This is a genomic window from Enteractinococcus fodinae, from assembly GCF_031458395.1.
Taxonomy (GTDB): Bacteria; Actinomycetota; Actinomycetes; order Actinomycetales; family Micrococcaceae; genus Yaniella; species Yaniella fodinae.
In genome coordinates, this window is the sequence record NZ_JAVDYJ010000001.1 from 2,359,708 (window position 1) to 2,383,435 (window position 23,728).

A 23,728-nucleotide genomic window follows, 5' to 3' on the forward strand; every position below is an offset into this window, starting at 1 on the left:
GAATGAGGTGTTAGTTCGCAACGGTCTTGACGATCTGGGTCGCGGAGCCGCCAGTCTTGCGCAGTACGTAACCCACCAGAGCCAGAGCCAGCAACGTCAGGACCAACATGGCCGTCGACATAGCAGCAACCTCTGGCCGCAGGGCTACTCTGACCGATGAGAATATGTATACGGGCCAGGGGGTATAACCGGGCTGTTGGACGAAGCTCGACAAAATGGTGTTGTCTAAGCTCAGAGTAAAGGCCATGAGCCCGCCGGCAAGCACGCCCGGCATCGCGATTGGCAGGGTGATGTCGCGGAACCGCTCCCAGCGAGTGGCGCCTAGGTCTGCAGCGGCTTCTTCCAGTTGTTCGTTAATGCCCGCCATCCGTGCTCGGACAATGAACGTCACCACGGCCAGGCTGAACATCGCGTGTGACACCACGAGCCTGACCAGGCCGTTATTGAACATCGCAATTTGTGCGTCGACGCCAAGGGTGACGAACCACGGCAGATACGCGATACCATCGACTACTTCCGGGGTCATGAGCGAAATCGCTAACAGTGCCACCAGCCCCACGGTGATGAGAGTGGCTCGTTTAGCGCGGGCCAAGGCGATCCCACCAAGCGTGCCAAGGATCGTGGCCAGCAGAGCTGACAAGAACGCCGCCTGCAAACTCGTGATCACCGATGAGACAATCACGTCGTTGTTAATCGCGCTGACGTATGCATCGAATCCGAACTCGCGAAACTGAGCTAAGACGTTGCCGTTATTGAACGAATACACAACGATCACGGCGATCGGTGCGAAGAGGAAGAAGAATACGATAACGCCCCACACTGTCAGAGCGACGTCAGAGAGCCTTTTACGAGAGGCTGTTTGATGCGCCATTTATGCCAACTCCAAATCCACGCGCGTTAGTCGTTCATATATTTTTCGTCCGGCCCAGAAGATCAGCCCAGCGATCGCTACGACGATGGCTGTGGTCAACATGAGCGTGACCGCCATTGCGGAACCCAACGCCCAGTCTTGGGCGGTATTGAATTGGTTCGCGATAACCTGACCGATCATTGTTCCTTCAGCGCCGCCCAGCACCGCTGCCGTGACGTAGTCACCGTTAAGCGGCACGAAGACCAGGAGGCATCCGCTAATGACGCCGGGCATCGCAAGGGGCATCGTGACCCGGAAAAAGGTGCTCCATTTCCCGGCACCGAGGTCGTAACTAGCGTCTCGGAGATCTTTGCCGGCCGCATCCATCGCAACAAATAACGGCAAGATCATCAGCGGCAGATAGTTGTAGATCACACCGATCTGCACCGCCAGCGCCGTATAGAGCACATCAAGAGGACCTTCTCGGAGCCCAATGGTTTGCAAGAAATTAGACAGGTATCCCTGCGGCGATAGGGTAATTTGCCACCCCAGCGTTCGAACTAGGAAGTTGGTCCAGTATGGGACCAACACCAACGCAAGCAAGAAATTACGGCGTTTCGGTGACACTTTGACCGCCAGCCAGTAGGCAAACGGGACGGATATCGCTAAGCAGGCGAGGGTGCCGGTGATCGAAATTTCTAAGGTCGACAAGAACGTCGAGAAGATCGTGCCAGACATCGCAGCTTGGTACTGATCCAAGCTCAAGACATCGGTGGCTACCGGGGTAAACAAGTCTGGTTTGTAACCGAAACTGTAGTAGAAAATAATCGCAACTGGGATGACAAAGAAGAACACCGCATATGCCCAGACAGGAAAGAGCAATGCACCTGGTCCGATGATTCTGGCTAGGAACTTTCTCATGATCCACTCCTGACCTGTGCTGCGGTAAAGATATCCACCCTTGTTTGTTCTCCACCGAGCCGCATTGATGGGGTCAGGCGGTCAACGATTTCAGCGTCCGGGAAGATCAGATCCGGGTAGTCGTACTGCTCTTCGATATCTGGATCATTAAAGACCTTTGAGCCGGTTGAATACCCGATGTAGTCTGCCTCTACCGTGGCCTGTTCTGGTGCAATGATGTAGTTGATAAATTCATGGGCCGCATCCGGGTGCGGTGCGCCGGTGGCCAGACACCATGTATCGGTCCACAGGTTGGCAGTTGGGGTGGGGAAGACATACTTCCAGCGTTCTGGATCCGAGACTTCTAAGAAACCCTGGCGTGCGTCACCGTTGAAGGCTTGCAGCAGTTTGAAACCGCCCTGGATCATCGGCGTGCTCACGGTGCTTGCATAAGCACGAACATGTGGCGCAATCTGCTCGACCACGATTTCTCGAGCTTCTTCAAGCTCACCTTCATCGCTGCTATTCAAGTCGTAGCCCTTTGCTGCCAGGCCGATAGACACAACCTCCCATGGGTCTTCAAGCAGCAAGGTAGCGCCCGACGCCTGGTCTTGGGCAACTCGAATAAAGTCTTCCCAAGAGGTCAGTTCCTCCGAGATGGCTTGTACATCGTAGACAAAGCCCGTGGTCCCCCATGCTTTGATAATGGAGTATTCGTCGTTGGGGTCGTGTTGCTGACTTTTAAAAGCGGCATCGATGGTGTCGAAATTCGGGATCAACGACATGTCTAGTTTTTGAATTAGGTTGTTCTCGACTAATTGCGGGATCTCGAGGTCAGTTGGACACACGATGTCATACCCCGAGGTGCCTCGACTGGCGCCAAGCTTGGCCATCAGCTCTTCATTTGAACCGTAGGAATCGACTTGGAGTACGACATCATAGCGATCACTAAATGCTCGCAGCACCTCGGGATCGTCATAATCGCCCCAAGTATAGATATTGAGTTTGTCTTCTAATTGGCCATCCGGAGCAACGTTTGCTGCCATCTCACCGGTACGCCCACAGGCTGTCAGCACTCCGACACCGGCCGCCATCATCGCTCCGAGCACGGAACGACGAGAGATCCGCTGGGAGAAGGCACGATCTCCGATGGCTCTAATGACGTTATCCATTTGCAAAAACCCTAACTGCGCTGCTGTCCCACTCCATGATGACCTGATCGCCTTCGTTGCCATCTGGCGCTGAGGAGGCCGGGACGCGTACCAGAACTTCGGTGCCATCGTCGATATGCACGAGGTACTGGAACACATCTCCCAAAAATGAACGGCCGACTACTCGTCCGACGAATTGGTTGGCTGCGGGTGCGATGTCTTCGTTGGACGCTACCCGTCGAAGTCGGATCTCTTCTGGTCTGATCGCAGCTTGCACGTTAGAGCTGACGGGGATGTGTTGGTCCGATGAACTCACCATTTTCCCTGTGGGAGTCTCTAGCTCAAGAGCCCCGGAGGCGGTATTCAATACCTTGGCATCGAAGAATGTTTGTTGGCCGATGAAGGCCGCAACAAAAGCATTATTGGGCGATTGATAGATGTCCTCAGCGCTGCCGATTTGCTGAATGTTGCCATGATTCATCACGACAATCCGGTCACTGAGTGCCAGTGCTTCCTGCTGATCGTGCGTGACGAAAACAAACGTCATTTTCAGCTCGTCATGCAGCTGGATCAACTCCAGTTGCATTTCCTCACGCAATTTACGGTCTAAGGCTGACATTGGTTCGTCAAGCAGCAGCACCTTCGGCCGGTTCACGACGGCTCGAGCAAGAGCAATTCGCTGTTGCTGACCGCCAGAGAGCATATCTGGCTTTCGGTCAGCGAACTTCGTCATTTGTACTAGCCGCAATACATCCTGTACCCGAGCTTGTATCTCGTCTTTTCTAACTTTGGACCGCTTGAGTCCGTATGCAATGTTTTCAGCAACATTGAGATGCGGAAAGAGCGCATACGATTGAAAGACTGTATTAACCGACCTCTTATTCGGCGGCTGCCGGACGAGATCTTCCCCGTCCAAGCGAATCTCACCGGAAGTTGGCTCTTCAAACCCGGCGATCATTCTTAGCAGAGTGGTTTTACCGCATCCGGATGGCCCGAGTAGTGAGACAAATTCACCGGCCTCGACATCGAGATCGAGCGGGCTTATAGCTTCGTTGTCGCCATATACTTTTCGGATTTGTCTGATTGTCAACGCACCAGAAGACATAAGTTTATTCCTCGTCGTGTGAGTGAGTGGTACTCATGGAGTTAGATAACGTGCCACCAGCGGCAGTCAGGTCGATGCCTGCTGCGCGGTAACGCGTCCATGTTCTGCTGCGGCGTTTTCTCGACGTCTCGATGCACCGCACTGGAATATATGAATGTGATTCACATAACTTTTACTTGACTGTATACGACGAGGTTCGTTTTTTCTACCTCCGAACCAAAATAGCCTTCGAAGGTCAGTGAATTCGTACGTCAGAATGCACTCTTAGGCAGCGAGTCCTACATGCGAGACTGCACCAGGGCAACGGTCTGGTGAATCAGCGCGCGCAAGCCGTACTGAAAAGGGGTTTCCGCATGGATATTCACCGGCGCCTCAGTGTCGTCAATATCCCCCTGCGAGACCCCAGCGCGCTGATCGTTTGCCTTGGAGGCATCCACAGCTCGAGCCAGCCACACCCTCTGCTCCGTGGCCTCTCCGGCGTCCAGCACATCAGCGGGCGCATTGAGGTCAAGCGCTGAACCAAATAGAAATGATTCAAAAGCCACGATCACGCTGATAACTCGTTGCTCGGGGATGCCCGAGACGATCAATGCTTTGGCAACGGTGTCATACATATGCGATGTCTGGGGAGCTTCAGAAACCGGAGTGACAGCGATCAGTGGAATCAATGATGGATATGAAGCAAATACTCTGCGATACGAACGCGCCCACCCCTCCAACGCCTCCCCCAAGGACAACTTCCCCTCAACGAGTCGGTCCATCTCGTCAAGAGAAACCTGCGAGACCAACGCGTCCTGGATGAGTAGGACTAAATCCGCTTTATTGTCAAGATGGTTATAGAGCGCCGACGGTGCAACACCAAGTCTCTTGGCTAGATGGCTCATCGTCAGCTCATCAAGACCCCTTTCGATGACGAAGTCGAGTGCATGCTCCGCGATGAGCTCTCGACTTAACACAGGCTTGACAGGCCGCCCTAGAGGCCGTTTTAGCTTACTCACATTTACCCCAAATTTCTGATCACCGTGCATACACCCCAACAGCGCATACACGCGCTCTCACTTCTCGCGTCTTCCAAAAAAGCATACGACTGCAGTGCTAGACGCTATACAGCACACTTATTCCTGTGTACCATATCACTAAATGAATTCCATTCATTATTAGGAAGCAGCGTGAATGTCTACAGCATTTGAATCTCCAGCCGAACGTCCAACCCTTGAGCGCGATGTCGTGATCGTCGGAGCTGGCCCAGCCGGTCTCATGGCGGCCTACACACTAAAGAAAGCAGGGAAGTCTGTCGCCGTTGTTGAAGCCCGTGAGCGTGTCGGTGGCAGAACCTGGAACGCCAAAGTCAAAGATATGAACGGCACGGAACACTTCATTGAGATCGGTGGTCAGTGGATTTCCCCGGACCAGACGCGCCTTAGCAGCCTGGTGGAGGAACTCGGGTTGACGACTTTCAAACGCTATCGCGATGGCAAAAATGTGTATCGTGCGCCAGATAATACACGGCATACCTACACCGGGGAGGCCCTGCCAGTCTCTGACGCAACCAACGCCGAGATGGAAAAGCTCACCGATTTACTCAACGCCAAAGTAGATCAGATGGACGTCGCGCGCCCGTGGAAGATGCCCGATGCCGCTGAACTAGATACTATTTCGTTCCGGGCCTGGCTCCAGCAACATTCAGATGATCAAGAAGCTATCGATAACATCTCCATGAGCATCGCATCCGGCATGCTGACCAAACCCTCGCATACCTTCTCGGCCCTACAGGCCCTGTTAATGGCTGCCTCGGCTGGTTCATTCTCGAATCTTGTGGATGAGGACTTCATTCTCGATGAGCGCGTGGTGGGCGGTATGCAATCCGTATCGCTAAAGCTTGCACAGTATGTAGGCGACGATGTCATCTTGGGCTCCCCCGTACGCCAGCTCAACTGGGCGACCCCGGATGAATCCACCGCTGATGCACTCAATAACATTTCATCAGACGTACGCAATGGCGTGCCACGCAACGGCGCACCCGGACAAGTGACCGCTTATGCTGACTCGGTCATAGTGAAAGCCAAAAACGTGGTCCTAGCTGTCCCGCCGAATCTCTACCATCGGATCCAGTACGTCCCACCACTGCCGCGCGAACAGATGATTGCACATCAGCACATCTCCATGGGCCTGGTCATTAAAGTACATGCTGTCTACGAGACGCCCTTTTGGCGCGAAAAGGGTCTTTCCGGTACTGGTTTCGGAGGCGGACACGTAGCCCCTGAAGTGTATGACAACACCAACTACGGTCCGAACTCCGTCAACGCCAAGGAGGGCGAAGACCCCCACGGCGTACTCGTCAGTTTTATCTCGGATGTCCACGCTGAACGCATGTGGGCACTATCCGAGGAAGAGCGTAAGCAGGAGATCTTGGCCGAACTTGCAGCGTATCTCGGCGAAGAGGCCATGCATCCGATTGCGTTTTACCTATCTGACATGGCAGCAGAAGAATGGACCCGCGGCGCATACGCCACCAGTTATGATCTGGGCGGTCTGAGTCGCTGGGGGCATCTGCAGAATGAACCAACCGGCCCGATCTATTATGCCTGCTCGGACATCGCAGCAGAGGGATACCAACACGTCGACGGTGCCATCCGCCAGGGCGAGATCGCTGCCAACTCGATTTTAGAACAACTAGGCTGACCAATGGACGCATTGCTGTCCACCAATACAACATAGGAGGAACCTTGACTACTTCCGCCGCATTCAAGACCATCAATCCCGCTACCGGAGAAGTTCTCAAAGAATACCCGGGCATTTCGGATCAAGATGTTGATACCATCGCCGAAAAATCTCGCCAGGCCTTTGATTCCTGGCGCAAGCTAAGCATTGCAGAACGTGCCGCAAAGGTTTCCACATTAGCCGACCTGTTCGAGCAGAACGTTGAAGAGCTCGCCGCTATTATGACCAAAGAAATGGGCAAGCCGCTCGCAGAAGCTCGAGAGGAAACTGAATTCTCAGCAGAAATCTTCCGCTATTACGCGACCAATGGTGAGAAACTCGCCGCTGATCAAAAAGTGAATGAAGATGATGACACCATCTCCTACATTCAGCGTCGTCCAGTCGGGCCGCTGCTAGGAATCATGCCTTGGAACTTTCCCTACTACCAAATCGCGCGCTTTGCCGCGCCGAACCTGGTGTTAGGCAACACGATCATCCTCAAACACGCCGAATCTTGTCCAGAATCGGCATTAGCCGTCCAACGCATGATGGACGAAGCTGGCATCCCAGAAGGCGTCTACCAAAATATCTTTGCAACCCACGAGCAGATCTCGGCGTTCATTGCCCACCCAATTATTCAGGGTGTATCCCTGACCGGTTCCGAACGCGCCGGTGCAGCGATTGCCGAGCAAGCTGGCAAGCATTTGAAGAAAGCTGTGCTTGAACTGGGAGGCTCTGATCCATATGTCATCCTGTCGACCGATGACGTGAAAGCTGCCGCGCAGCAGGCATTTGAGGTCCGGATGGAAAACACCGGCCAGGCATGCAACTCGAATAAACGGATGATCGTTATGAACGATATCTACGATGATTTCGTCAAAGAAATGACGGCTTTGGCGTCTGAACTCAAGCCTGCGGATCCAACCGAAGAAGCAGAAAATGGTTATTCACCGTTGTCTTCCGAAAAAGCCGCAGAGACGCTGATGAAGCAGCTGGAGCAGGCAAAGCAGGCTGGTGCAAAAATCCACACCGGTGGTGAACGCGAAGACCGTCCGGGATTCTTCGTACAACCCACGGTGATCACCGATATCCCACAGGGTTCCGATGTCTACTACGAGGAGTTTTTCGGACCGGTCATCAACATCTTCAAAGCTGAATCTGATGAAGATGCCCTACAGCTTGCCAATGACACCCAATACGGGCTGGGCTCGGCCGTATTCGCTACCGATCAAGAACGCGCCCAGGCTTTCGCTGAACAGCTCGAAGCCGGGATGGTCGGCACCAACACCTCGCCGGAAGAATCCGCAGAGGTACCTTTCGGTGGCGTGAAACGGTCCGGCTACGGTCGCGAACTTGGACCTGTTGGAATGGATGAGTTCGTCAATAAACGCCTTATGACCGTCAAAAAATAGATTGTCCCAGAGCTGGTGGCGGTTGCTCGCATGTCAGAAGGCTTAGATGGCGAAGCCTACATTCTTCTGACTCGTCCTTCGACGATCCAGGCGGGATTCGCAACCGGTTGGGATGGTCAACACAAACAAAAAGCCGCTGTCTGCCTCAGCCAGTAATTGGTCGGGCAGACAGCGGCCGTTCGTTGAACTAGTTGTAAGTGTGGTCCCTACCTAGAGGGTGAGCCCGCTACAGACGGAGCTGCATCATCATTTCCCTCGGGCTGTACGGAAGAACTCCCGGTTCCATCATGGTCAGCCTCGACAGCAGACTCTTCGTCTGAGTGGTAGAGAGCATCTTCGTTCTCTGGTGTGATGCCTCGCTTACGCTGCCAGCCGGCGAACCACGCGACCACGAAAGGCAGGACAAACGACGTGGTCACAACTGCTGCAGCGATCTGGGCAGCTGCGGCGTCCGCTATTTCAAGGAAGCTCGGGTCAATGGCGGCAACTGCCGCTGGCGTAGCAATCGCATTGCCTGCCACGCTAGCTTCCGAAACGCCTGCCACAAGGTTGCGGGTAGGACGTGGATGTTTACGCGCAACGTGCCACAAGTAGAGTGCACCAACTGCTGCCCCACCGGATAGAACTGCAGTTGCGATACCCAGCAGAACACCGATAGCCGCATCGCCGAGCAGTACCTCGAAGTCGATACCTGTTCCGATAGCAAAGGCTGCGAACGGAATGATCAGCCGCTCTCCAGGGGCAAGGAATTCACGGGCCTTCTCGCTGGTGTTACCCAAAACGAATCCAAGGATCATCGGGAAGATGGCCGCGAATAAGGCAAGGATTGGGAACGAGGCCAACCCTGCGACACCCATGGCGATCATGGTCAAGAAGGGCCCGTCATTGACGGACAGCACGGAGATGGCACCTTTATCGGTGCGGTTACCAAACTGTCCCGTCAGTGCCACATAAAGCGACCCGTTGGAGTTCGACATTGCGGCAATAATAGCCAGCGGCAGCAGACCGAACAGCACGCCATTCGGAGTGAAGAACGCTACCGACAGCCCTGCCGCGACCGCCATGCCGTACTTTGCAAGGAGCAGGACGAGCCCCTTTTCGACCGAAGGCAAGGCTGCTTTCACGTTGATCTGCGAGCCCACGGCTAAGAAGAACAGACCAATGAGGACGGGCAGCCCGTCCCTGAATAGTGCGGTCGTGAAACTCCCGATGTCGAGTATTTCTGGGAAGAAGGAATTGATGAGTGCCCCAAGAAAGAGCGGGACAATCATAATCGCACCTGGGATACGTCCCAGCAGCTTAAATACGTGATCCATTTATTTATCCTTTTATATGATTGAAGCTGCTTACTTACTTAGCCCTGGTCTCCGCCGCCAACTGGGATTACGGACCCAGTCATGTAGGAAGCTTCGTCCGAAGCAGCAAAGAGGAGTGGGGCGACCATCTCTTCCAGAGTTCCGTACCGGCCAAGCGTGGTGGTATCCGTGGTCTGGTCGACGATTTCCTGGTACCACTTCTGATCCTGTTCACTGAGGTCAGAAGGGTTACCCTCTGGGTTTCGAGGCACACGACGAGGAGGCGCTTCTGTACCGCCGACGGCTACAGACAGCACACGAACACCTCGGTCGCCGAGCTCGAACGCCAAGGACTTCGTCATCGCGTTGACGCCACCTTTGGCTGCAGCGTACGGAACCCGGTTGATGCTTCTGGTCGCGATCGAAGAAACGTTCACAATCACACCGGCTTCTTGCTCCAGCATTTGCGGCAGAACGGCACGCGAACACCAGAGCGTGGGAAACAGGGACCGATTAATTTCGTCCTCAATGTGTTGCGGTTCGTAGTGCTCGTATGGACGCGTCCAGATGGTGCCGCCGACGTTGTTGAAGAGGATGTCGATCCGGCCGTATTCAGCGATGGCGGCTTCGGCTACGGCTTGAGCCCCTTCGAAGAGTTCCAGATCCTGCACCACAGCTAGCGCCTGGCCGTCACCGTCGCTGATCTCTTGGGCTAAGTCATTCACCAATGGCGACTTATCAGCGACGACTACCTTCGCGCCCTCCTCGACCAAGGACCGCGCAAGGAGTTCCCCAATGCCTTGGGCAGCTCCAGTTACGATGACGACCTTGTCGGTAAATCTGTCTTTTTGCGCCATTGTTCTTGCCTTTCTCCTCTTCAAAGTTCGCAGCAGGTTGCCTAATGAACCACGGGTAAACTCTCGCTTACGCTGCTGCGACGTTAGCTACAACATTCAAGCGTGAGAGTTAGGGTACACAGTTAGGTGAGATAACTTAAATACACAATCGCTAGTCATTGAGACACTGAAGATATAGGTCGGCTAGACCACGACTACACCGGGACACACCGATCCCACCAGACGGCACAGCGCTGGTATATGTAGAGCCAGATCACATCGCTAAGGACTCCAACCCCAATTTCTGAAAGCGCCATCCATGGTTTCTGACTTCTCCGAACGTTCCTTCGATAGCTACGATGTCCGCGAGCGCTCAAGCTTCGCCCCTTTTGTGCGAGGACGAAGTTCCGGCATTTATATCTTCGAGTTCGAAAATGGTCAGCGCTATGTGGGCCAAACAGTGAATTTCGTGGGACGATTTAATTCCCACATCAGGGACAGCGACCATCACGAAGCGTGGGACGATATCACCAGGTTGATGGTTATGGATGCGAAGCCGGGGGAATTGAACGAGCTAGAGTTCCGGATCATTGCGTGGCAGAAAGAAGAAGGCTTTTCGCTCCGTAACAAGGTCTTTAATTTTGGGTTCGAGGGCCCCAGCCAGCTAGACGGTGATATCCCAATCATTGACCAACTTCATTGGGCAAACGGCGATTCAGACTACGACATCGCAGAGATCCGTGAAGGAGCAGATCGCCCCTTCGAAGGACGCACGAAACTGCACCATAGCGCCGAGGGCCGCCAACCATGGATGAATAAAACGACCGACGATGAATCTTGGCCGACTGTCGCTAACGCCGTGTGCGCTGATCTCGGGGCTGTCATAGCACGGGCCATCCCGGAAGCCGTGGAGTTGGAAAGTATTTACTGGACAGTCTCGGACTATCCCAATACTGTGGGCGGGCGACTTGCGACTCTCAACGTGGGCAGCGTCGAAGTCCTATATCTTCCGAGAGAGCCTATTGAACTCATTCGGGGTGGACGCGATACTGTAAAAATCCACTGCAGCAGACTCAACATGGCAGCGGGAACTGTGACCGAGGCCGGAGAGCTCCAACCACGCTGGCATAATACCCCTCTGTTCGTCTCCAATATGACTCGTCAACCGACGTATGGAATCGGACCGGTCGATAACGTGGTTATTCCGACGGGGCTCGTAGGTCAGGCCCTTAATGATCCAGATATCTTGCAAGGCGTTCGCGAGTTCTGTCTGAATCTCATGCGATCCGGGCAGTCAGGCATATTTCGACGGTGGCACTCACCCGAACTGGCACGTAGAGCCTACGAAGAACACGTACGCGTCCTCGAAGACGACATTTACCAGCTTTAGGCCAGGCGCAGTTCATCAGTGACAAAGGAGTGCGTCCCGGCTTCGTCCTTCCAATAGACCAGGGTCGGCTCGCTACCCGAAGCCTTCGAAGGCGCATCAAGTTCTTTGCGAGTTTTCTCTGCCGATTCAATGAGCGAATGGAATCCCTTCATGATTTCGCGTTCGCTCTCCATCGTCGTTGTGTACGCCGATTTCAGCTGTTCGAGCGTGCCCCGGTTGCCAATGAACTTCGTAAACCGCTCAGCGACGTTCATATCTTCGAGGCTAGACTCCAACTCGTCGATACGTTTCTTTAGCATTTGCGAGCGCTCCAAGAGTTGCGTCCAAAACGCAGTGCTGTCGTCAATTTTTGTCTTCAACATCTCTACGGTGGAGTTCACTGACTTCGGATTCTCCTGCATATCAACGCACACCCGCAAGTATGAGATTCGCAAGTCAAGGAAGGACGACAGCATCGCACTGTGTGCATCATAATTCGCTTGTTGAACTTCAGCTGGCTCTTCTACGTTCATGTCCCGGTGGGCTTCGACGAGGTGGCGGAACCGAACAGCGAGAGCTCGCACATCGCGCTCTGCCAGGCTCAACCGGATGAGCATGTCCTGCGAGAACTGCCCTTCTAATTCGTATTGGCGGTATACCTCGTCAACCACCGACGAAGCCGCAAGAAGTTCTCCCGCATGGGTAGCTTCTGCTCTTGCGATGACAGTATCCAAGGTGTATTTAATGGCGTCGAGCTTCCGGTCGACTTGTTGGAACTGCTGCATCATCATTGCCGTATTCAGAGTCTGCAGGGCCGCAAGGGGCAATACCGTAGGTAGCGAACTTGCAACTGGAATGAACGGAGCATTACGGATGATGCCTTTTGCGCCCATCACAGCAGGCCCGTATCCTCCATTGAATTGCATGAGAGTTGTTGGGTCTGCGGTAGCCATAAATAACGAGGACGAAATTTGAGCGGACAACCCAGTCGCGACTGCTGCCGAACCGGCAAAAGCCGCAGACATCGCGCTCTGCGGAGCCACGGCACGCGCATCGGACGCATAATTTCCTGTCGTCAGGTAAGCCTCATGCAAACTAGAAACCATTAGGTCTCGCAGCTCACCTTGAAACTCAAATACTGCGAGCTCAGAGCCCTTTGCTGCCGAGATTCCGTACTTGAACTTCTTGAGGGACGCGCTCCGTATCCTTTTCTGCCATGTGGCATAGCTTACGCGAGAGGGAAGGTGTCCCTCAGTGTTCGACCGGGTCAAGCGTAATATGTCAGCTAGCTCAGAAGAGCCTTCGGCATGAGCACCTTAGACAAGGTTACTCGTCGATAATCTCGCGACGCTCTTCGACGGGAACTACTCGACGGCGACGCGTCGTGGCATCGACAATGAAATTGACCACAAGCCAGATTGCGCCGGCGATCATCAGGATGAGGCCGATGAGATTGATATCTATCGGTTGGACTTCGACGCGCACCGCAAAATACAGGATGGCGCCAATAACTATCAGCGCGACTGACCCACCGTATCTCATGACCATTCTCCTTACGTCGGTAAAAGTTCAAGCATTTCGATTGGTACCACCCTAATATCGAGAAGTGACCCAGCATAGGTTTCAGGTGATCCTGCGCAGAGAAGCGATCACGTGGGTGAAATTGCAGGTGCCACACGCCCCGGCATGTTCACTCTGCAGAACTATCGGAGATTCCGACACCGAAGGCTCACCTTCCGGAAGTGGAGGGCAGGGCGTCAGTAGGTGTCCGCCCTACCCCGCTAAAATCCCGACGCACTCCCGCATCAGCTCCAACGAACTGCACACGCTATTCGCCCTAGTGCACTACGCCCCATGAGCTAACCCACCGTTAGAATGACCCCTATGTTCGCCACCTTGAACGTTCTCGCACCGATGTTCGTCATTCTCGGTTTCGGTTTTGCCGCCGGGTATGCAAAAAGCTTCCGAGAACGGGCGGGCGGGCTCAATCAGTTTGTCTTCTTCATCTCCCTCCCCTGCTTCGTCTATGTCGCAATTACGACGGCAGAACTCCCGGATTCGTTCCCCTGGCAGGTCTGGGTGCTGGCCTTCGTCTTCCCGGCGGTAGCATTCCTGCTTATCTATGCAGTCACTCATTGGCTGCTTCCAAAACACCGGGAACACGCAGCGCCACTGGCTTTATCCTCGACCTACGGCAACGTGGGCTATTTTGGCATCCCGATGACCATCGCGCTACTGGGGAACGACGCCGCCATCCCCGCCGTACTGGTCCACCTTCTACACAACCTCGTATTCCTCGTGGGATATCCCCTGTTGCGAGGACAACAAGCTCAACAGCCGTCAGAAAGCAGCGGACGCAGGACGTCCTTGTCAGCTCGAACAGTAGTCCGGGAGATTGTCGCTCGGGTCTTCTACAATCCGGTGACCATCTCGACGGTATTGGGCCTGCTCGTGCTGATACTGGAAGTGCCTGTGGCAGCGTTTATCAATGACAGCCTTGAGCTCTTGGGTCAAACGGCAATTCCGTTGGCGCTGTTTTCCGTGGGGATCGCATTGCATCCAGCATTGGAGAGTCTGCGCTCCGGCAGCATCAGTATCGGGCTGGTGGTATCGGGCATCGGGATGAAGAACATTGTCTTTCCGATGGCAACCGTCGCACTCGTGGCGCTCATCGGCCAATCAGCCAGTGCAGACTGGATGATCACCAGCATCCTCATGGCAGCGATGCCAATGTCCACCTCCGGGTACATTCTCTCGGAACGCTACGACGAGTCCGGGGACTTAGCAGCAGCCATACTCGCGGGCACCACCCTGTTATCGATCATCACCATACCGGCGCTCACCGCAATGGTATTGTAGCGCTCAAGGGCTGACAACACACCGGCGGGGCACGCTACGCCACGGTCTAATATGACGTCATGGATGCTTTCAGCCTGACACAGGAACAACTCGTCGACACGCTAGGAATTGAGCTGTGGCGAATACCCATCGTGATCGTCTCGGCGATCGGTATCTACCTGGTGTTCCTACTACTAGTGCGGGTCTTTGGCGCACGAGTGCTCTCGGGGCTCACGGGGTTCGATATCGTCGTCGGCGTCATGCTCGGCTCTGTTGCGGGGCGCGTGATCATCGGCCACCCACCAACCCTGGCGGCCGGTGTCATCGGGCTGGTCACGCTGTTGTGCTGTGAAGCCGTCTTCGGGTTATTCCGCAACAACATCCGACTGCATCGCGTCCTCAATGCCCGACCGACCGTAGTGTTAGCGCACGGGCAACCCCAACCAGATCTGATGCGCAAAACGCATATTACCTACGACGAAATAACTAGCTGTGTCAGGAAAACTGGGCTTTCGAATTTGCGGCAGGTGCGCTGTATTGTCCTTGAGCCCAGCGGCGCACTCAGCGTTCTCGAGTACAACGACACCCTAGATCCCGACGTACTGCACGGTGTGCTTGGGGCAGACCGGGTGCTCGCGGGTGAGAATGTCGAACCATGATCGATGCGAGGTAGATACATCTCTAAAACCAGTTGATAAGGTCTAACAAAGCTTCGGATCACACCTGCACCCTGTGGAGAGTCATGTCAACTACTTTCAACGAACGCTCTTTCGATAGCTACGACGTCCAAAACCGGTCAAGCTTCGCACCGTTTGTATACGGCAGAACTTCGGGTATCTACATCTTCGAATTTACCAACGGGCAGTACTACGTCGGACAAACCAAAAACTTCGCCCGACGGTTCCCAGCCCACCTTCGCGGCAGTAGTCATCATCCGCCCTGGAGCGACATCTCTCGGTTAATGGTCATGGACGCAGACCCAGCCGACCTGGATGCGCTCGAGGCTCACTTCATCGAAGCCTATAAGAACCAGGGCCATTCACTACGCAATAAGGTGTTCAACTTCGGGTTCGAAGGTCCCAGCAGATTAGACGGCGACGTTCCGATCATCGAACAGGAACATTGGGCAAACGGAGTCTCTGACTACGACATTGAAGATATTCGGCATGCAGCGGACCGACCAGTGGAAGGTCGCACTAAATTACACCAGAGTCCTGAAGGGAAACTTCCCTGGCTTGCCGAAGACACCACCGACGAGACGTGGCCAACCGTAGCCGATGCAGTCTGCGCTGATCTTGGAGAAGTCATTGCGCGAGCTATCCCCGAAGCAGTTGAGCTCGAAAGCATTTACTGGACCCTTTCGGATTACCCCAGCACCGTCGGAGGTCGACTTGCGACCCTCAACGTGGGCGTCGTGGAAGTCCTTTACGTTCCGAGGCACACAGTAGAACTGAAGCGAGTCGACGGTACCCCCGTTGACGTACACCTCAGCTGCCTCAACACGACGGAGGGAACGCTCACCGACGAGGGCGTCATCCAAGACAGATGGATACAAGATCCACCGGTCGTGCCGACGTTCATTGATTCCCCTACATACCGTATTGGCCCCGTCGATCGTATGGCCGTCCCTACCGGATTGCTGGGTCAGGCCCTGGACCAGCCTGAAATCTTGCAAGGTGTGCGAAAGCTCTGCCTTGATTTGATGCGGTCTAATCAATCTGGCATTTTTCGGCGATGGCATTCACGCGAATTAACCCGCCGGGCCTACGAGGAACACATACTCGTGACCGGATCAGACGAGCATTAGTGAAGCTACATCCGACCCGGTACATAAGAAGCCGACATTAGCCACCGACAAATGCTGCGCGATCACAGGTTAGGCACACTATGCTCGTGACGCTACCTCAAATGGCATGCAACAACTACGCTTCTTACCGGCTCTCATATTCAATCCTTCGCAGGTGTGAGCGCGAGGGCTTCCGGAAGCACAGTGCATCGGCTAGAGGTAATCTAATAAAGGCGCCACACTGAAATGAGCTAGGAATTACCCAATGTTTGTACAAGCGCACTATCTTCTGTCACCTGAAGCACAAGAGAAATTACTTACCGGCGAATGGGTTCGGCATGGCGGAGTGATGCGGAATACTAGTGGACAGATTATGGAACATTTAGTCGAAGTAGCTCGCTCGGAGAACCTATCCGAAGCTATGATGCGTCTGACCCAATCATCAAACTCCAGGCTAGTTCTCACCGGTAGTGCATTAGTGGCAACTGCTGGAGCAGTCGCCGGAGGGTTTTACATTCACGCGCGGGCACGTACCGATCGTATTGTCGATGAGTTGAACAGCGCTATGACGGCCTATGCGGCAGCGGTCCATGACAAGAGGTTATCTACTGAAATTATCGATCAGCTCTCGGAAGCATTGAAGGCTACCCAGCAAATTCGAGAACGGAGCCTAAAGAAATTATTTGAATCCTGCGGGTTTCTATCATTCACGGACCTGCTCATTAATTATTCCAGAGAGCTCGCCAAGGCAAACCTATCTAGGCCACCTGAGTTCGACGAGCCTGTAGATAATAACGTCGTGACGATCGCTGACTACTTGGACCATCAAAGAAAGATAATTTCAGAAGCAGGCTGAAGGTTAGACTACCTTCTGCCAGCGATAGGTTAGGGGTCTGCACGTACTTATCTAGTGGAGATACGGCCCGCTGGATCCTTGCTCGTTCGCATCCAAAATTCGGCATACTCACGCATCAGTGCTGTGGGCACGTTGGCGATACACCTCTTCCCCGCCCTCCGAGCTCACAACCGCGTTGGAGATGTCCATAGAGATCACCACACTGGCCTCCGACTCCACGTCGTGCATGGCTAATGCGGTAAAGCCCTGCCCCTCACCGGTGTGGTCCCACCAGCCGTCAAGCGAACCGATGCCTAAGGCGTATTCGTCATATTCTGGTCTCTCAGTCAGCGGCGCACCGACCAGTCGCTGGTCGTGCAGCTCCGGCGAGATCAGCTCACTGGTTGCGAGCGCTTCAGCCCACACGGTCATGTCGTCTGTCGTGGAGCCCATCGCACCGGAAGCGCCCATCGAGGAAAAGTTATTGAAGTTGAGCTCGACTTGCCCCTCGGCTGGCTGATGACCTTGGGCGTGCGGGTCCACCCAGTCGTCTTCGGTCTCGACATACCGGGTATCGGTGAGGCCGAGTTCCGCCACGATGCGCTCGTTGATCACCTCGGCAATCGATTAGTCGGTGGCTTCTTCAATGACGACGCCCAGCAGATTCGTTGAGGTGTTCGAATAGACGTGCTCAGTACCGGGCTCAAACTGCGGGTCCTCAGCCAGACCGTAGGCGTTGAGTTCCTCGAGCGTAACCTGCTGCGCCAGAATCGTTTTGCACGCGAATCCAGTTCGTATCACTCAGCATCGAAAGGTCACGTCGTAAAAGGCTTTAACGAACGCTGCGTTCTCGTAGGCGCCACGCCAGACAGTCCAGTTCCTGCCCAGCCGTAGTCATGATGTGCATACACGACGCGTCATGTGCCCCAGGCGCGCGTCGAGCATTTGATATCCATGACCCCGAAGCAGAATATGCAAAACCGTACCATATTTGGTACGGTTTTGAAGATAGGGAGGGCACGTGAGTTACCAGCAGCAACTTCGTCATATCGCGGCATACCAGCACGGCATTATCACTACCGACGACGCCGATGAGCTAGACATCCCTGCTGTCGAGCTGCGCAAACTCGCCCAACGCGGCGCGATCCGCAGAATTGGTCACGGGGTCTACCGTTTCGATGATTTCCCACGAACCATCGGCTCTGATGAAGCTGAAGCCGTCGCGATAGTCGGAGAGCATGCGTATCTCGAAGGCGAGTCTGTTCTGGCTCTACTAGAACTAGGACATGCCAACCCTGCCAGGATCGAGATTGCAACCACTCGGCAAAAACGCCGAACGCTTCCGCAATGGATACACGTGACTCAGCGAACCACTCTGCAAGAAGATGAAACCACGTATTATCACGGCGTACCTTCGGTGGCTCTCAACTATGCCTTACGGCAGGTACACCAAAAAATCCCCCAGGCCCGATGGAGAGAAGCCATTTCACAAGCGGCACGTCGTGAATTGCTCAGTTCCGTAGAAGTACACGAACTTCTCGCACTAGCTTCCGAGGAGGCCTCGTGACGGTTGTTAAAACAGTGCATGAACTCAACACGATCATAGAAAGACAGCACGAAGATTAGGTCTTCCGGTGGCACGAGTTCGCACTACTTTTATCGGAGTTTTAACTACTCAAATGTTGCCGGATTCTGTAGCAATCAAGGGCGGTCTCGCTATCAAAATGCAGCGAGGTGAATTAGGAACCCGAGCGACTTCCGATCTCGACGGCGTTTTCCTGCGTGATTATGAAACGACAATTGCGCAAATCCGAGAGCATCTTAAGAGCGATGAGCAGTGACCGAACCCGCTACGATGAAGCCCTTCAAGAGGTACTCATCGGTGGTCGACAAATAGCCCCTGCCCCAGACCTCGAGTCAGCTCGTGAATGGTTGGAATCCAAGATACGTGCGCTTAACAACCACACGTCACCTGAAGCCCCCAGCCCAGGATGAACGACGGTTCAGAAGTGGTTGCTGCCACACCAGGAAGCTCCTCATAGAATACTGTTATTCTCAAGCACCGCCCGTTGGAGTGACGGCGCATTCCGTGCCATGCTCGAATAGTAACCTCTGAGCAGGTTAGACAACTCAGCACATTGACGGAGAGGAATGATTGGTGGCTGACGACCAACGACGGCTGATCGATGCGGAAGTCCTCGCACGACGACTCGACCGGCCGATGGGTGTCCTAGGCATCATCTTCCTCCTGGTCGTCCTTGCACAGCTGCTGGTCACAGACCCCACTGGTCAAACCGTGCTTTCAGTCATCAACTGGATCTTCTGGGGCATCTTCGTCGCCGAATTCCTGTTACGTGCATACGTTGCTCGGTTCCAAGCCAGCTTCTGGCGCAAGAACTGGTGGCAGATTATTTTCCTGGTGCTGCCGTTCTTACGGTTCTTTCGAGCTTTACGGGCACTGCGGATCCTACGCGTCACACGATTCGGCAGGGTTCTCTCCGCAGGAGTTCGCGGCTCACGATCCGCCGAGAAACTGCTCTCTAACCGAGTTGCCTGGCTGATTGCTGTCACCGCGATCGTCATCCTGGGAGCCAGCCAGCTACTCTACATATTCGCTGATTACCCGAGCTACTTGGATGCGCTCTACGAGGCCGCACTGGCCACGATAACTGGAGCCGGTTTCACCGCAGACACGGTCTTTGTTCGCATCCTGCATGTCGTGCTGGCTATCTTTTCAGTAGTGGTGTTCGCTACCCTCGCCGGCACACTCGGCGCGTACTTTCTGGGTCGTGAGGCGACGGCGCAAGAAGCGCCCTCAGCCGAACCTGGCCACACCACGCACCTCGCGAATAATCTGCGCCAAGAGGACGAGGGCTAACCGGCTTTATAAGCTGGTCACTCCACGGGCTCACTTTCCCTGGAACATTTAGTGACGGGAGATGGGTACAAACCGCGTGCAACAAACCCCATGATTGCAAACGACTGCACCGCAATCGCGCGCTCTTCAAAATCGTCTGCCATAGATTATAAGGATGCAGGGCTTGGTTGATTCGACAGCCGTTTATGGCGCTCCCGTACAGCAGGTATTGAGACACCGAAGTAACGAGCCTGCTGAGCGATGGAGTACCCCACTATCTCGAGGCGGGTGATCTCATCTTCTGGCATTAATAAGGCACCTGCAAATTCGTCGGCAAAGAACTCGTGCAAGTTATAATCATTGCCGCGAGCATCGGTAAACGAGTAGTCCTCGTCAGAAGCGACGGAGCCACGTTCTACTACATGGCCTAATTCATGAGCCCAAGTAAACCGTCGACGCGCAGCAGGTTCGGTGGAGTTAAGAACAATCTCAGCTGCGCCGCGAGGCTGCTTCGAGACAACCCCAGAAATACCACCATCTAGCGGCATCTCATATTCTCGGCATCTAGCGCTTCCGTGATGGGCCCAAGCTTAACGGGGAACTCGCCATCCCAATGTGCTTCGAGCAGCTCTCGCGCTTCACGACGAGCTCTAACGTATGCTAATTCGTTCATAACTCCGCCTCCCACCTCACATCATCGCTCATTTCCAGGGACGAGGATTCCTCGTGTAAAAATTTGTGGATTGTGCTGCGAGTTATTCACAGGCTATGAGTTTGTCTTAAAGGATAACTACAGCCCCGTACTGCTAGCGCTTTTCAGTGCGTCACAGCAGGCGGTGACAGACCCCCTGGCTTCGAAAGAAACGGCCTCGTCTCCTACACGAAGACGAGGCCGTTCCTACATGACGCTATGCGGTCGGCTGTTGAGAAGCTTTACTCGCTATCGACAGCGTCGGAGAAGGATGAGTCGATGTACTCTTCTGGGTCAAGCGGCTCATCATAGGTCAGGGCGCCGTACTCAAGCCAGACGGATTCCATGGCAGCTAACTGGTCAGGCAGTGGGCGCAGGTCGGAGTACCAGGTGTACAGCGGCACACCCTGGAGATCTTCACCGGATTGGCCGATGGCGTTACCGACGATGTCCAAGTACTCTTCGGAGTAGCGGGCATCGCCTTGCAGCTCATCGGCAGCTTGCGCCAATGCTTCAAACAGCAGGTCTGCTTCTTCGCGGTCTAGGAAATGCTCACCGTACATCAGGCCGGTGCCGCTGGTGCCTTCCGGCGGGTACCACACCGACTGACCGATCTCGTCGTTCAGGGCGTTCTCCGAGAATGGCGCGGACATCAGGCCGGCGTCGATGCTGCCGTTGTCCATGGCCGCTGGCATGTCCGGGTTGCCCACGTTCTGCAGGTTCACATCGGTGATGCTCAGGTCGGCTTCCTGCAGTGCTTGGGCGGTTAGGAATGCTCCGGTGCCGCCTTCGCCACCTGCAACGCCAACGTTGAGGCCTTCGAGATCCTCGATACCGGATACGGTGCCGTCTTGAACCAGCTCATCACGCACGATCAGGTGTGCTGGCGCGTAGTCACTACCGTCGGCAACGCCCATGGACCCGACGATGCGGAACTCCAGGCCCTCATCCAGTCCGGAGAAGACCCCGGCGGAGAAGCCTGCGGCCAAGGCATCCATCTGGCCCGAGGACAGCAGTGGGATAGCGTCCTGACCGGTTTGGACGAATTCGAGTTCGACGTCCAGGCCGCGGTCTTCGAAGTAGCCCTTCTCATCGGCGACGAACACGGGTGCAAAGATCGGCAGGCTGGCCACACCCAGCGTGATGGTCGAATCCTCTTCGGATGCTTCACCCGAATCACCGCATGCGGTAAGCCCCAGCGCTAGGACTGCTAAGCCCGCGACTGTGCGACGAATTTTAGTCATGAATGTTTCTTCCTTTTCTTATTTCGCGCGTATTTCCATGGTGTGACCACGCGTTCGAGCCAGACCAGGCCGAACGTTACAACCGCACCTAATATGGCCACTGCTACCAGACCCACGTACATCACGGAGGGCTGGAACAGCTGCCATGAATTCCAAATCAAAAAGCCCAGGCCCTCGTTCGCGGCGACGAACTCGACCGCGGTCACAACTGTGACGGCCATACCTGCTGCGACACGCATACCGGTCAAGATGGTCGGCAACGACGCTGGCAACAAGACTGAGGTAAACAGCCGCCAGCCGCGCGCGTTATAGGAGCGCGCCGCTTCGAGTACACCGGCATCAATCTGTATGACGGCAGCCGTGGTATTGATCTGCAGCACGAAGAACACCGAGATCGCCACCGCCAGAATACGCGGTGTCTCGGTCAGGCCGAAGACCAATAGCAACAACGGCAAGATCGCGATCATCGGCAGCGCATACAATGCTGTAAACATCGGGCCGAAGGCTGCTCGGAGCGGTCGCCACAGCCCCATGAGCAGGCCCATCCCGATACCGACGGCGGCACCAATAATGAAGCCCAACACGAGACGATAGATGGTGGCCCACGAGTGGACGAACAGTGAGCCGTCGCGAATCATTTCGAAAGCGGTCTGGAAGATCAGCGTTGGTGCCGAAAAGACGCGGGAGTCGATCATCCCGGTCGCTGCAGCGACTTCCCATAACACCAGAAACGCGATGGGAGTCAGGATGGATAAGAGCACATCACGACGACGAAGGAAGCGGTTTTTCCGCTGCTGCGTATCAATAGCGTGCTGGGTGGCGGCAGGCAGGGTCATCAGACTACCGGGCTGCTCCCCCGAGTCCATACCGTCCGAAGCAGCACCAGCGACGCCGTTGGTGGTGGTGTTGGTTGTTTCGGTCACGAGATCGCTCCCATCGACTCTTGAACCTCATCGCGGATGGATTCCCAAATCTGTGTTTTCATCTCACCAAACCGCGGATCCTTCTCGGTATCGATGCCACGCGGCCGCTCAAACGGCACGTCGATGACTTCTTTGACCGTGGCGGGACGAGCTGACATCATCACGATACGATCCCCGAGCAGCAGCGCCTCTTCAATTGAGTGGGTCACGAGCACGACGGTTTTGCGTTCGGCTTCCCACAACGCCACGAGTTCTTCTTGCATCAGCGTTCGTGTCTGGGAGTCCAGCGCTCCGAGTGGCTCGTCCATTAACAATGCGGGTGAACCCGTAGCAAAGGCGCGGGCAATTGCGATGCGCTGGCGCATCCCACCTGACAACTGGTGCGGGTAGCTGTCTTCGAATCCGCTCAGCCCGATGCGTTTGATCCACTCGGTGGCAGAGGCGCGGCGAGTTTTCTTATCGATCCCGGCCATCTGCTGGCCGAAGGCGACGTTATCGATGACATTCATCCAGGGGAAAATACCGTGTTCTTGGAAGACAAATGCCGACGACGGGACCGATTGGCTGGTCAGCGACCGATTAACTGTCCCGGAGGTTTCGTCGACGAGGCCGCCGAGAATCCGTAGCAGGGTGGATTTACCGCAACCCGAGGGCCCGACGATGCACGTAAACGAACCTTCCGGGATCGTCAGGTTGATGTCCACCAAGGCGTGAACCGGTTTCTCTGCTACGAAAATCTTATTGAGATTTTTGACTTCGTAAGCAGGTGGTTGAGTTTCTATAGAGTCACTCATCGCTGTTTACTTTCCTCTTCATAGACGGCGGGTCTCCAATCAGGAGGCCCGTCGCCGATCGTTGTAGCTGCTGCGGCACAAGTGTTCCCCAACGCTCTTGAGACCATTTGGTCACTCGGTATAGCGTATTCGGATTTCACGG

23 protein-coding genes and 1 pseudogene are annotated in these 23,728 nt (G+C 54.8%); 10 read left to right on the forward strand and 14 right to left on the reverse strand.

Features of this window, described 5'->3' with window-relative positions; translation table 11 throughout:
* Positions 1 to 10: 10 nt before the first annotated feature.
* The 5 genes from J2S62_RS10995 to J2S62_RS11015 all read right to left on the reverse strand — a co-directional run bounded on the left by J2S62_RS10995 (position 11) and on the right by J2S62_RS11015 (position 5,034).
* Positions 11 to 871, reverse strand: coding sequence for an ABC transporter permease (locus J2S62_RS10995; RefSeq protein ID WP_310174655.1), 861 nt, complete (start codon positions 869 to 871; stop codon positions 11 to 13).
* Complete coding sequence (locus J2S62_RS11000; protein WP_310174657.1) at positions 872 to 1,771, reverse strand: ABC transporter permease; 900 nt, start codon at positions 1,769 to 1,771, stop codon at positions 872 to 874. It abuts the gene before it with no gap.
* Positions 1,768 to 2,922 carry a polyamine ABC transporter substrate-binding protein gene (locus tag J2S62_RS11005; protein WP_310174659.1) on the reverse strand — a complete coding sequence of 385 codons (1,155 nt, stop codon included), beginning with the start codon at positions 2,920 to 2,922 and terminating at the stop codon, positions 1,768 to 1,770. The genes J2S62_RS11000 and J2S62_RS11005 overlap by 4 nt, the downstream gene beginning before the upstream one ends.
* Complete coding sequence (locus J2S62_RS11010) at positions 2,915 to 4,006, reverse strand: ABC transporter ATP-binding protein (RefSeq protein WP_310174661.1); 1,092 nt, start codon at positions 4,004 to 4,006, stop codon at positions 2,915 to 2,917. Before J2S62_RS11010 ends, J2S62_RS11005 begins: the two co-directional genes overlap by 8 nt.
* 278 nt (positions 4,007 to 4,284) lie before the next feature.
* The gene (locus J2S62_RS11015) at positions 4,285 to 5,034 is read right to left on the reverse strand and encodes a TetR/AcrR family transcriptional regulator (RefSeq protein ID WP_310175866.1); all 750 of its coding nucleotides are present in this window, start codon (positions 5,032 to 5,034) and stop codon (positions 4,285 to 4,287) included.
* 145 nt (positions 5,035 to 5,179) lie between these two features.
* Here J2S62_RS11015 and J2S62_RS11020 point away from each other — a divergent pair, with 145 nt between their 5' ends.
* Genes J2S62_RS11020 through J2S62_RS11030 form a run of 3 tightly spaced genes read left to right on the forward strand, consistent with a single transcriptional unit; the run spans position 5,180 to position 8,274 of the window.
* Positions 5,180 to 6,688, forward strand: coding sequence for a flavin monoamine oxidase family protein (locus tag J2S62_RS11020; RefSeq protein WP_310174663.1), 1,509 nt, complete (start codon positions 5,180 to 5,182; stop codon positions 6,686 to 6,688).
* A 44-nt stretch (positions 6,689 to 6,732) separates the two neighbouring features.
* Positions 6,733 to 8,118 carry an NAD-dependent succinate-semialdehyde dehydrogenase gene (locus tag J2S62_RS11025; protein ID WP_310174665.1) on the forward strand — a complete coding sequence of 462 codons (1,386 nt, stop codon included), beginning with the start codon at positions 6,733 to 6,735 and terminating at the stop codon, positions 8,116 to 8,118.
* 30 nt (positions 8,119 to 8,148) lie between these two features.
* Positions 8,149 to 8,274 carry a hypothetical protein gene (locus J2S62_RS11030; RefSeq protein WP_310174667.1) on the forward strand — a complete coding sequence of 42 codons (126 nt, stop codon included), beginning with the start codon at positions 8,149 to 8,151 and terminating at the stop codon, positions 8,272 to 8,274.
* A 50-nt stretch (positions 8,275 to 8,324) separates the two neighbouring features.
* On the opposite strand, the gene J2S62_RS11035 is transcribed toward J2S62_RS11030, so the two are convergent.
* Both J2S62_RS11035 and benD read right to left on the reverse strand, forming a co-directional pair.
* Positions 8,325 to 9,434 (reverse strand): 2-keto-3-deoxygluconate permease, encoded by a 1,110-nt coding sequence (locus J2S62_RS11035; RefSeq protein ID WP_310174669.1) that lies wholly within the window; start codon positions 9,432 to 9,434, stop codon positions 8,325 to 8,327.
* 38 nt (positions 9,435 to 9,472) lie between these two features.
* Entirely contained in the window at positions 9,473 to 10,270 is a 798-nt protein-coding gene (benD, locus tag J2S62_RS11040; protein ID WP_310174671.1) for a benzoate diol dehydrogenase BenD, read from the reverse strand.
* 298 nt (positions 10,271 to 10,568) lie between these two features.
* Here benD and J2S62_RS11045 point away from each other — a divergent pair, with 298 nt between their 5' ends.
* Entirely contained in the window at positions 10,569 to 11,639 is a 1,071-nt protein-coding gene (locus tag J2S62_RS11045) for a GIY-YIG nuclease family protein (RefSeq protein WP_310174673.1), read from the forward strand.
* Here the strand turns inward: J2S62_RS11045 and J2S62_RS11050 are convergent.
* Together J2S62_RS11050 and J2S62_RS11055 are read right to left on the reverse strand one after the other, a co-directional pair.
* Positions 11,636 to 12,724, reverse strand: coding sequence for a hypothetical protein (locus J2S62_RS11050; RefSeq protein ID WP_310174675.1), 1,089 nt, complete (start codon positions 12,722 to 12,724; stop codon positions 11,636 to 11,638). The genes J2S62_RS11045 and J2S62_RS11050 overlap by 4 nt on opposite strands.
* Before the next feature lie 220 nt (positions 12,725 to 12,944).
* Entirely contained in the window at positions 12,945 to 13,160 is a 216-nt protein-coding gene (locus tag J2S62_RS11055; RefSeq protein WP_310174677.1) for a DUF6458 family protein, read from the reverse strand.
* Positions 13,161 to 13,502: 342 nt separating this feature from the next.
* Between J2S62_RS11055 and J2S62_RS11060 the strand changes: the two genes are divergently transcribed.
* From J2S62_RS11060 to J2S62_RS11075, 4 genes are all read left to right on the forward strand, one after another.
* Positions 13,503 to 14,477: an AEC family transporter gene (locus tag J2S62_RS11060; protein WP_310174679.1), complete on the forward strand. Its 975-nt coding sequence runs from the start codon at positions 13,503 to 13,505 to the stop codon at positions 14,475 to 14,477.
* Positions 14,478 to 14,536: 59 nt separating this feature from the next.
* Positions 14,537 to 15,115: a DUF421 domain-containing protein gene (locus J2S62_RS11065; RefSeq protein WP_310174681.1), complete on the forward strand. Its 579-nt coding sequence runs from the start codon at positions 14,537 to 14,539 to the stop codon at positions 15,113 to 15,115.
* An 83-nt stretch (positions 15,116 to 15,198) separates the two neighbouring features.
* Complete coding sequence (locus J2S62_RS11070) at positions 15,199 to 16,263, forward strand: GIY-YIG nuclease family protein (protein WP_310174683.1); 1,065 nt, start codon at positions 15,199 to 15,201, stop codon at positions 16,261 to 16,263.
* Positions 16,264 to 16,507: 244 nt separating this feature from the next.
* On the forward strand, positions 16,508 to 17,098 hold the full coding sequence (locus J2S62_RS11075) for a hypothetical protein (protein WP_310174684.1): 591 nt from the start codon (positions 16,508 to 16,510) through the stop codon (positions 17,096 to 17,098).
* A 108-nt stretch (positions 17,099 to 17,206) separates the two neighbouring features.
* Here J2S62_RS11075 and J2S62_RS11080 read toward each other — a convergent pair.
* Positions 17,207 to 17,878: pseudogene (locus J2S62_RS11080) on the reverse strand (serine hydrolase domain-containing protein).
* Between the two features lie 220 nt (positions 17,879 to 18,098).
* On the opposite strand from J2S62_RS11080, the gene J2S62_RS11085 reads away from it, so the two are divergent.
* Both J2S62_RS11085 and J2S62_RS11090 read left to right on the forward strand, forming a co-directional pair.
* On the forward strand, positions 18,099 to 18,644 hold the full coding sequence (locus J2S62_RS11085; RefSeq protein ID WP_310174686.1) for a type IV toxin-antitoxin system AbiEi family antitoxin domain-containing protein: 546 nt from the start codon (positions 18,099 to 18,101) through the stop codon (positions 18,642 to 18,644).
* Between the two features lie 591 nt (positions 18,645 to 19,235).
* On the forward strand, positions 19,236 to 19,955 hold the full coding sequence (locus tag J2S62_RS11090) for an ion transporter (protein WP_310174688.1): 720 nt from the start codon (positions 19,236 to 19,238) through the stop codon (positions 19,953 to 19,955).
* A gap of 146 nt (positions 19,956 to 20,101) precedes the next feature.
* Here the strand turns inward: J2S62_RS11090 and J2S62_RS11095 are convergent, their stop codons facing one another.
* The 4 genes from J2S62_RS11095 to J2S62_RS11110 form a co-directional block, all read right to left on the reverse strand.
* Complete coding sequence (locus tag J2S62_RS11095) at positions 20,102 to 20,482, reverse strand: ImmA/IrrE family metallo-endopeptidase (protein WP_310174689.1); 381 nt, start codon at positions 20,480 to 20,482, stop codon at positions 20,102 to 20,104.
* Positions 20,483 to 20,867: 385 nt separating this feature from the next.
* Positions 20,868 to 21,869 carry an ABC transporter substrate-binding protein gene (locus J2S62_RS11100; protein WP_310174691.1) on the reverse strand — a complete coding sequence of 334 codons (1,002 nt, stop codon included), beginning with the start codon at positions 21,867 to 21,869 and terminating at the stop codon, positions 20,868 to 20,870.
* Positions 21,866 to 22,792 carry an ABC transporter permease gene (locus J2S62_RS11105; RefSeq protein WP_310174693.1) on the reverse strand — a complete coding sequence of 309 codons (927 nt, stop codon included), beginning with the start codon at positions 22,790 to 22,792 and terminating at the stop codon, positions 21,866 to 21,868. Before J2S62_RS11105 ends, J2S62_RS11100 begins: the two co-directional genes overlap by 4 nt.
* Positions 22,789 to 23,586, reverse strand: a complete 798-nt coding sequence (locus J2S62_RS11110) for an ABC transporter ATP-binding protein (protein ID WP_310174695.1) — start codon at positions 23,584 to 23,586, stop codon at positions 22,789 to 22,791. Before J2S62_RS11110 ends, J2S62_RS11105 begins: the two co-directional genes overlap by 4 nt.
* Positions 23,587 to 23,728 lie beyond the last annotated feature (142 nt).

Excerpts from the sequence above, each read along its gene's own strand:
- J2S62_RS11055 (WP_310174677.1), bottom strand. The coding sequence starts at position 13,160 with ATGAGATACGGTGGGTCAGTCGCGCTGATAGTTATTGGCGCCATCCTG.
- J2S62_RS11100 (WP_310174691.1), bottom strand. The coding sequence starts at position 21,869 with ATGACTAAAATTCGTCGCACAGTCGCGGGCTTAGCAGTCCTAGCGCTG.
- J2S62_RS11010 (WP_310174661.1), bottom strand. The coding sequence starts at position 4,006 with ATGTCTTCTGGTGCGTTGACAATCAGACAAATCCGAAAAGTATATGGC.
- J2S62_RS11050 (WP_310174675.1), bottom strand. The coding sequence starts at position 12,724 with ATGGTTTCTAGTTTGCATGAGGCTTACCTGACGACAGGAAATTATGCG.
- J2S62_RS11035 (WP_310174669.1), bottom strand. The coding sequence starts at position 9,434 with ATGGATCACGTATTTAAGCTGCTGGGACGTATCCCAGGTGCGATTATG.
- J2S62_RS11060 (WP_310174679.1), top strand. The coding sequence starts at position 13,503 with ATGTTCGCCACCTTGAACGTTCTCGCACCGATGTTCGTCATTCTCGGT.
- J2S62_RS11065 (WP_310174681.1), top strand. The coding sequence starts at position 14,537 with ATGGATGCTTTCAGCCTGACACAGGAACAACTCGTCGACACGCTAGGA.
- J2S62_RS11015 (WP_310175866.1), bottom strand. The coding sequence starts at position 5,034 with ATGCACGGTGATCAGAAATTTGGGGTAAATGTGAGTAAGCTAAAACGG.
- J2S62_RS11095 (WP_310174689.1), bottom strand. The coding sequence starts at position 20,482 with ATGCCGCTAGATGGTGGTATTTCTGGGGTTGTCTCGAAGCAGCCTCGC.
- J2S62_RS11110 (WP_310174695.1), bottom strand. The coding sequence starts at position 23,586 with ATGAGTGACTCTATAGAAACTCAACCACCTGCTTACGAAGTCAAAAAT.
- J2S62_RS11005 (WP_310174659.1), bottom strand. The coding sequence starts at position 2,922 with ATGGATAACGTCATTAGAGCCATCGGAGATCGTGCCTTCTCCCAGCGG.
- J2S62_RS11030 (WP_310174667.1), top strand. The coding sequence starts at position 8,149 with ATGTCAGAAGGCTTAGATGGCGAAGCCTACATTCTTCTGACTCGTCCT.
- J2S62_RS11000 (WP_310174657.1), bottom strand. The coding sequence starts at position 1,771 with ATGAGAAAGTTCCTAGCCAGAATCATCGGACCAGGTGCATTGCTCTTT.
- J2S62_RS11075 (WP_310174684.1), top strand. The coding sequence starts at position 16,508 with ATGTTTGTACAAGCGCACTATCTTCTGTCACCTGAAGCACAAGAGAAA.
- J2S62_RS11020 (WP_310174663.1), top strand. The coding sequence starts at position 5,180 with ATGTCTACAGCATTTGAATCTCCAGCCGAACGTCCAACCCTTGAGCGC.
- J2S62_RS10995 (WP_310174655.1), bottom strand. The coding sequence starts at position 871 with ATGGCGCATCAAACAGCCTCTCGTAAAAGGCTCTCTGACGTCGCTCTG.
- J2S62_RS11070 (WP_310174683.1), top strand. The coding sequence starts at position 15,199 with ATGTCAACTACTTTCAACGAACGCTCTTTCGATAGCTACGACGTCCAA.
- J2S62_RS11045 (WP_310174673.1), top strand. The coding sequence starts at position 10,569 with ATGGTTTCTGACTTCTCCGAACGTTCCTTCGATAGCTACGATGTCCGC.
- benD (WP_310174671.1), bottom strand. The coding sequence starts at position 10,270 with ATGGCGCAAAAAGACAGATTTACCGACAAGGTCGTCATCGTAACTGGA.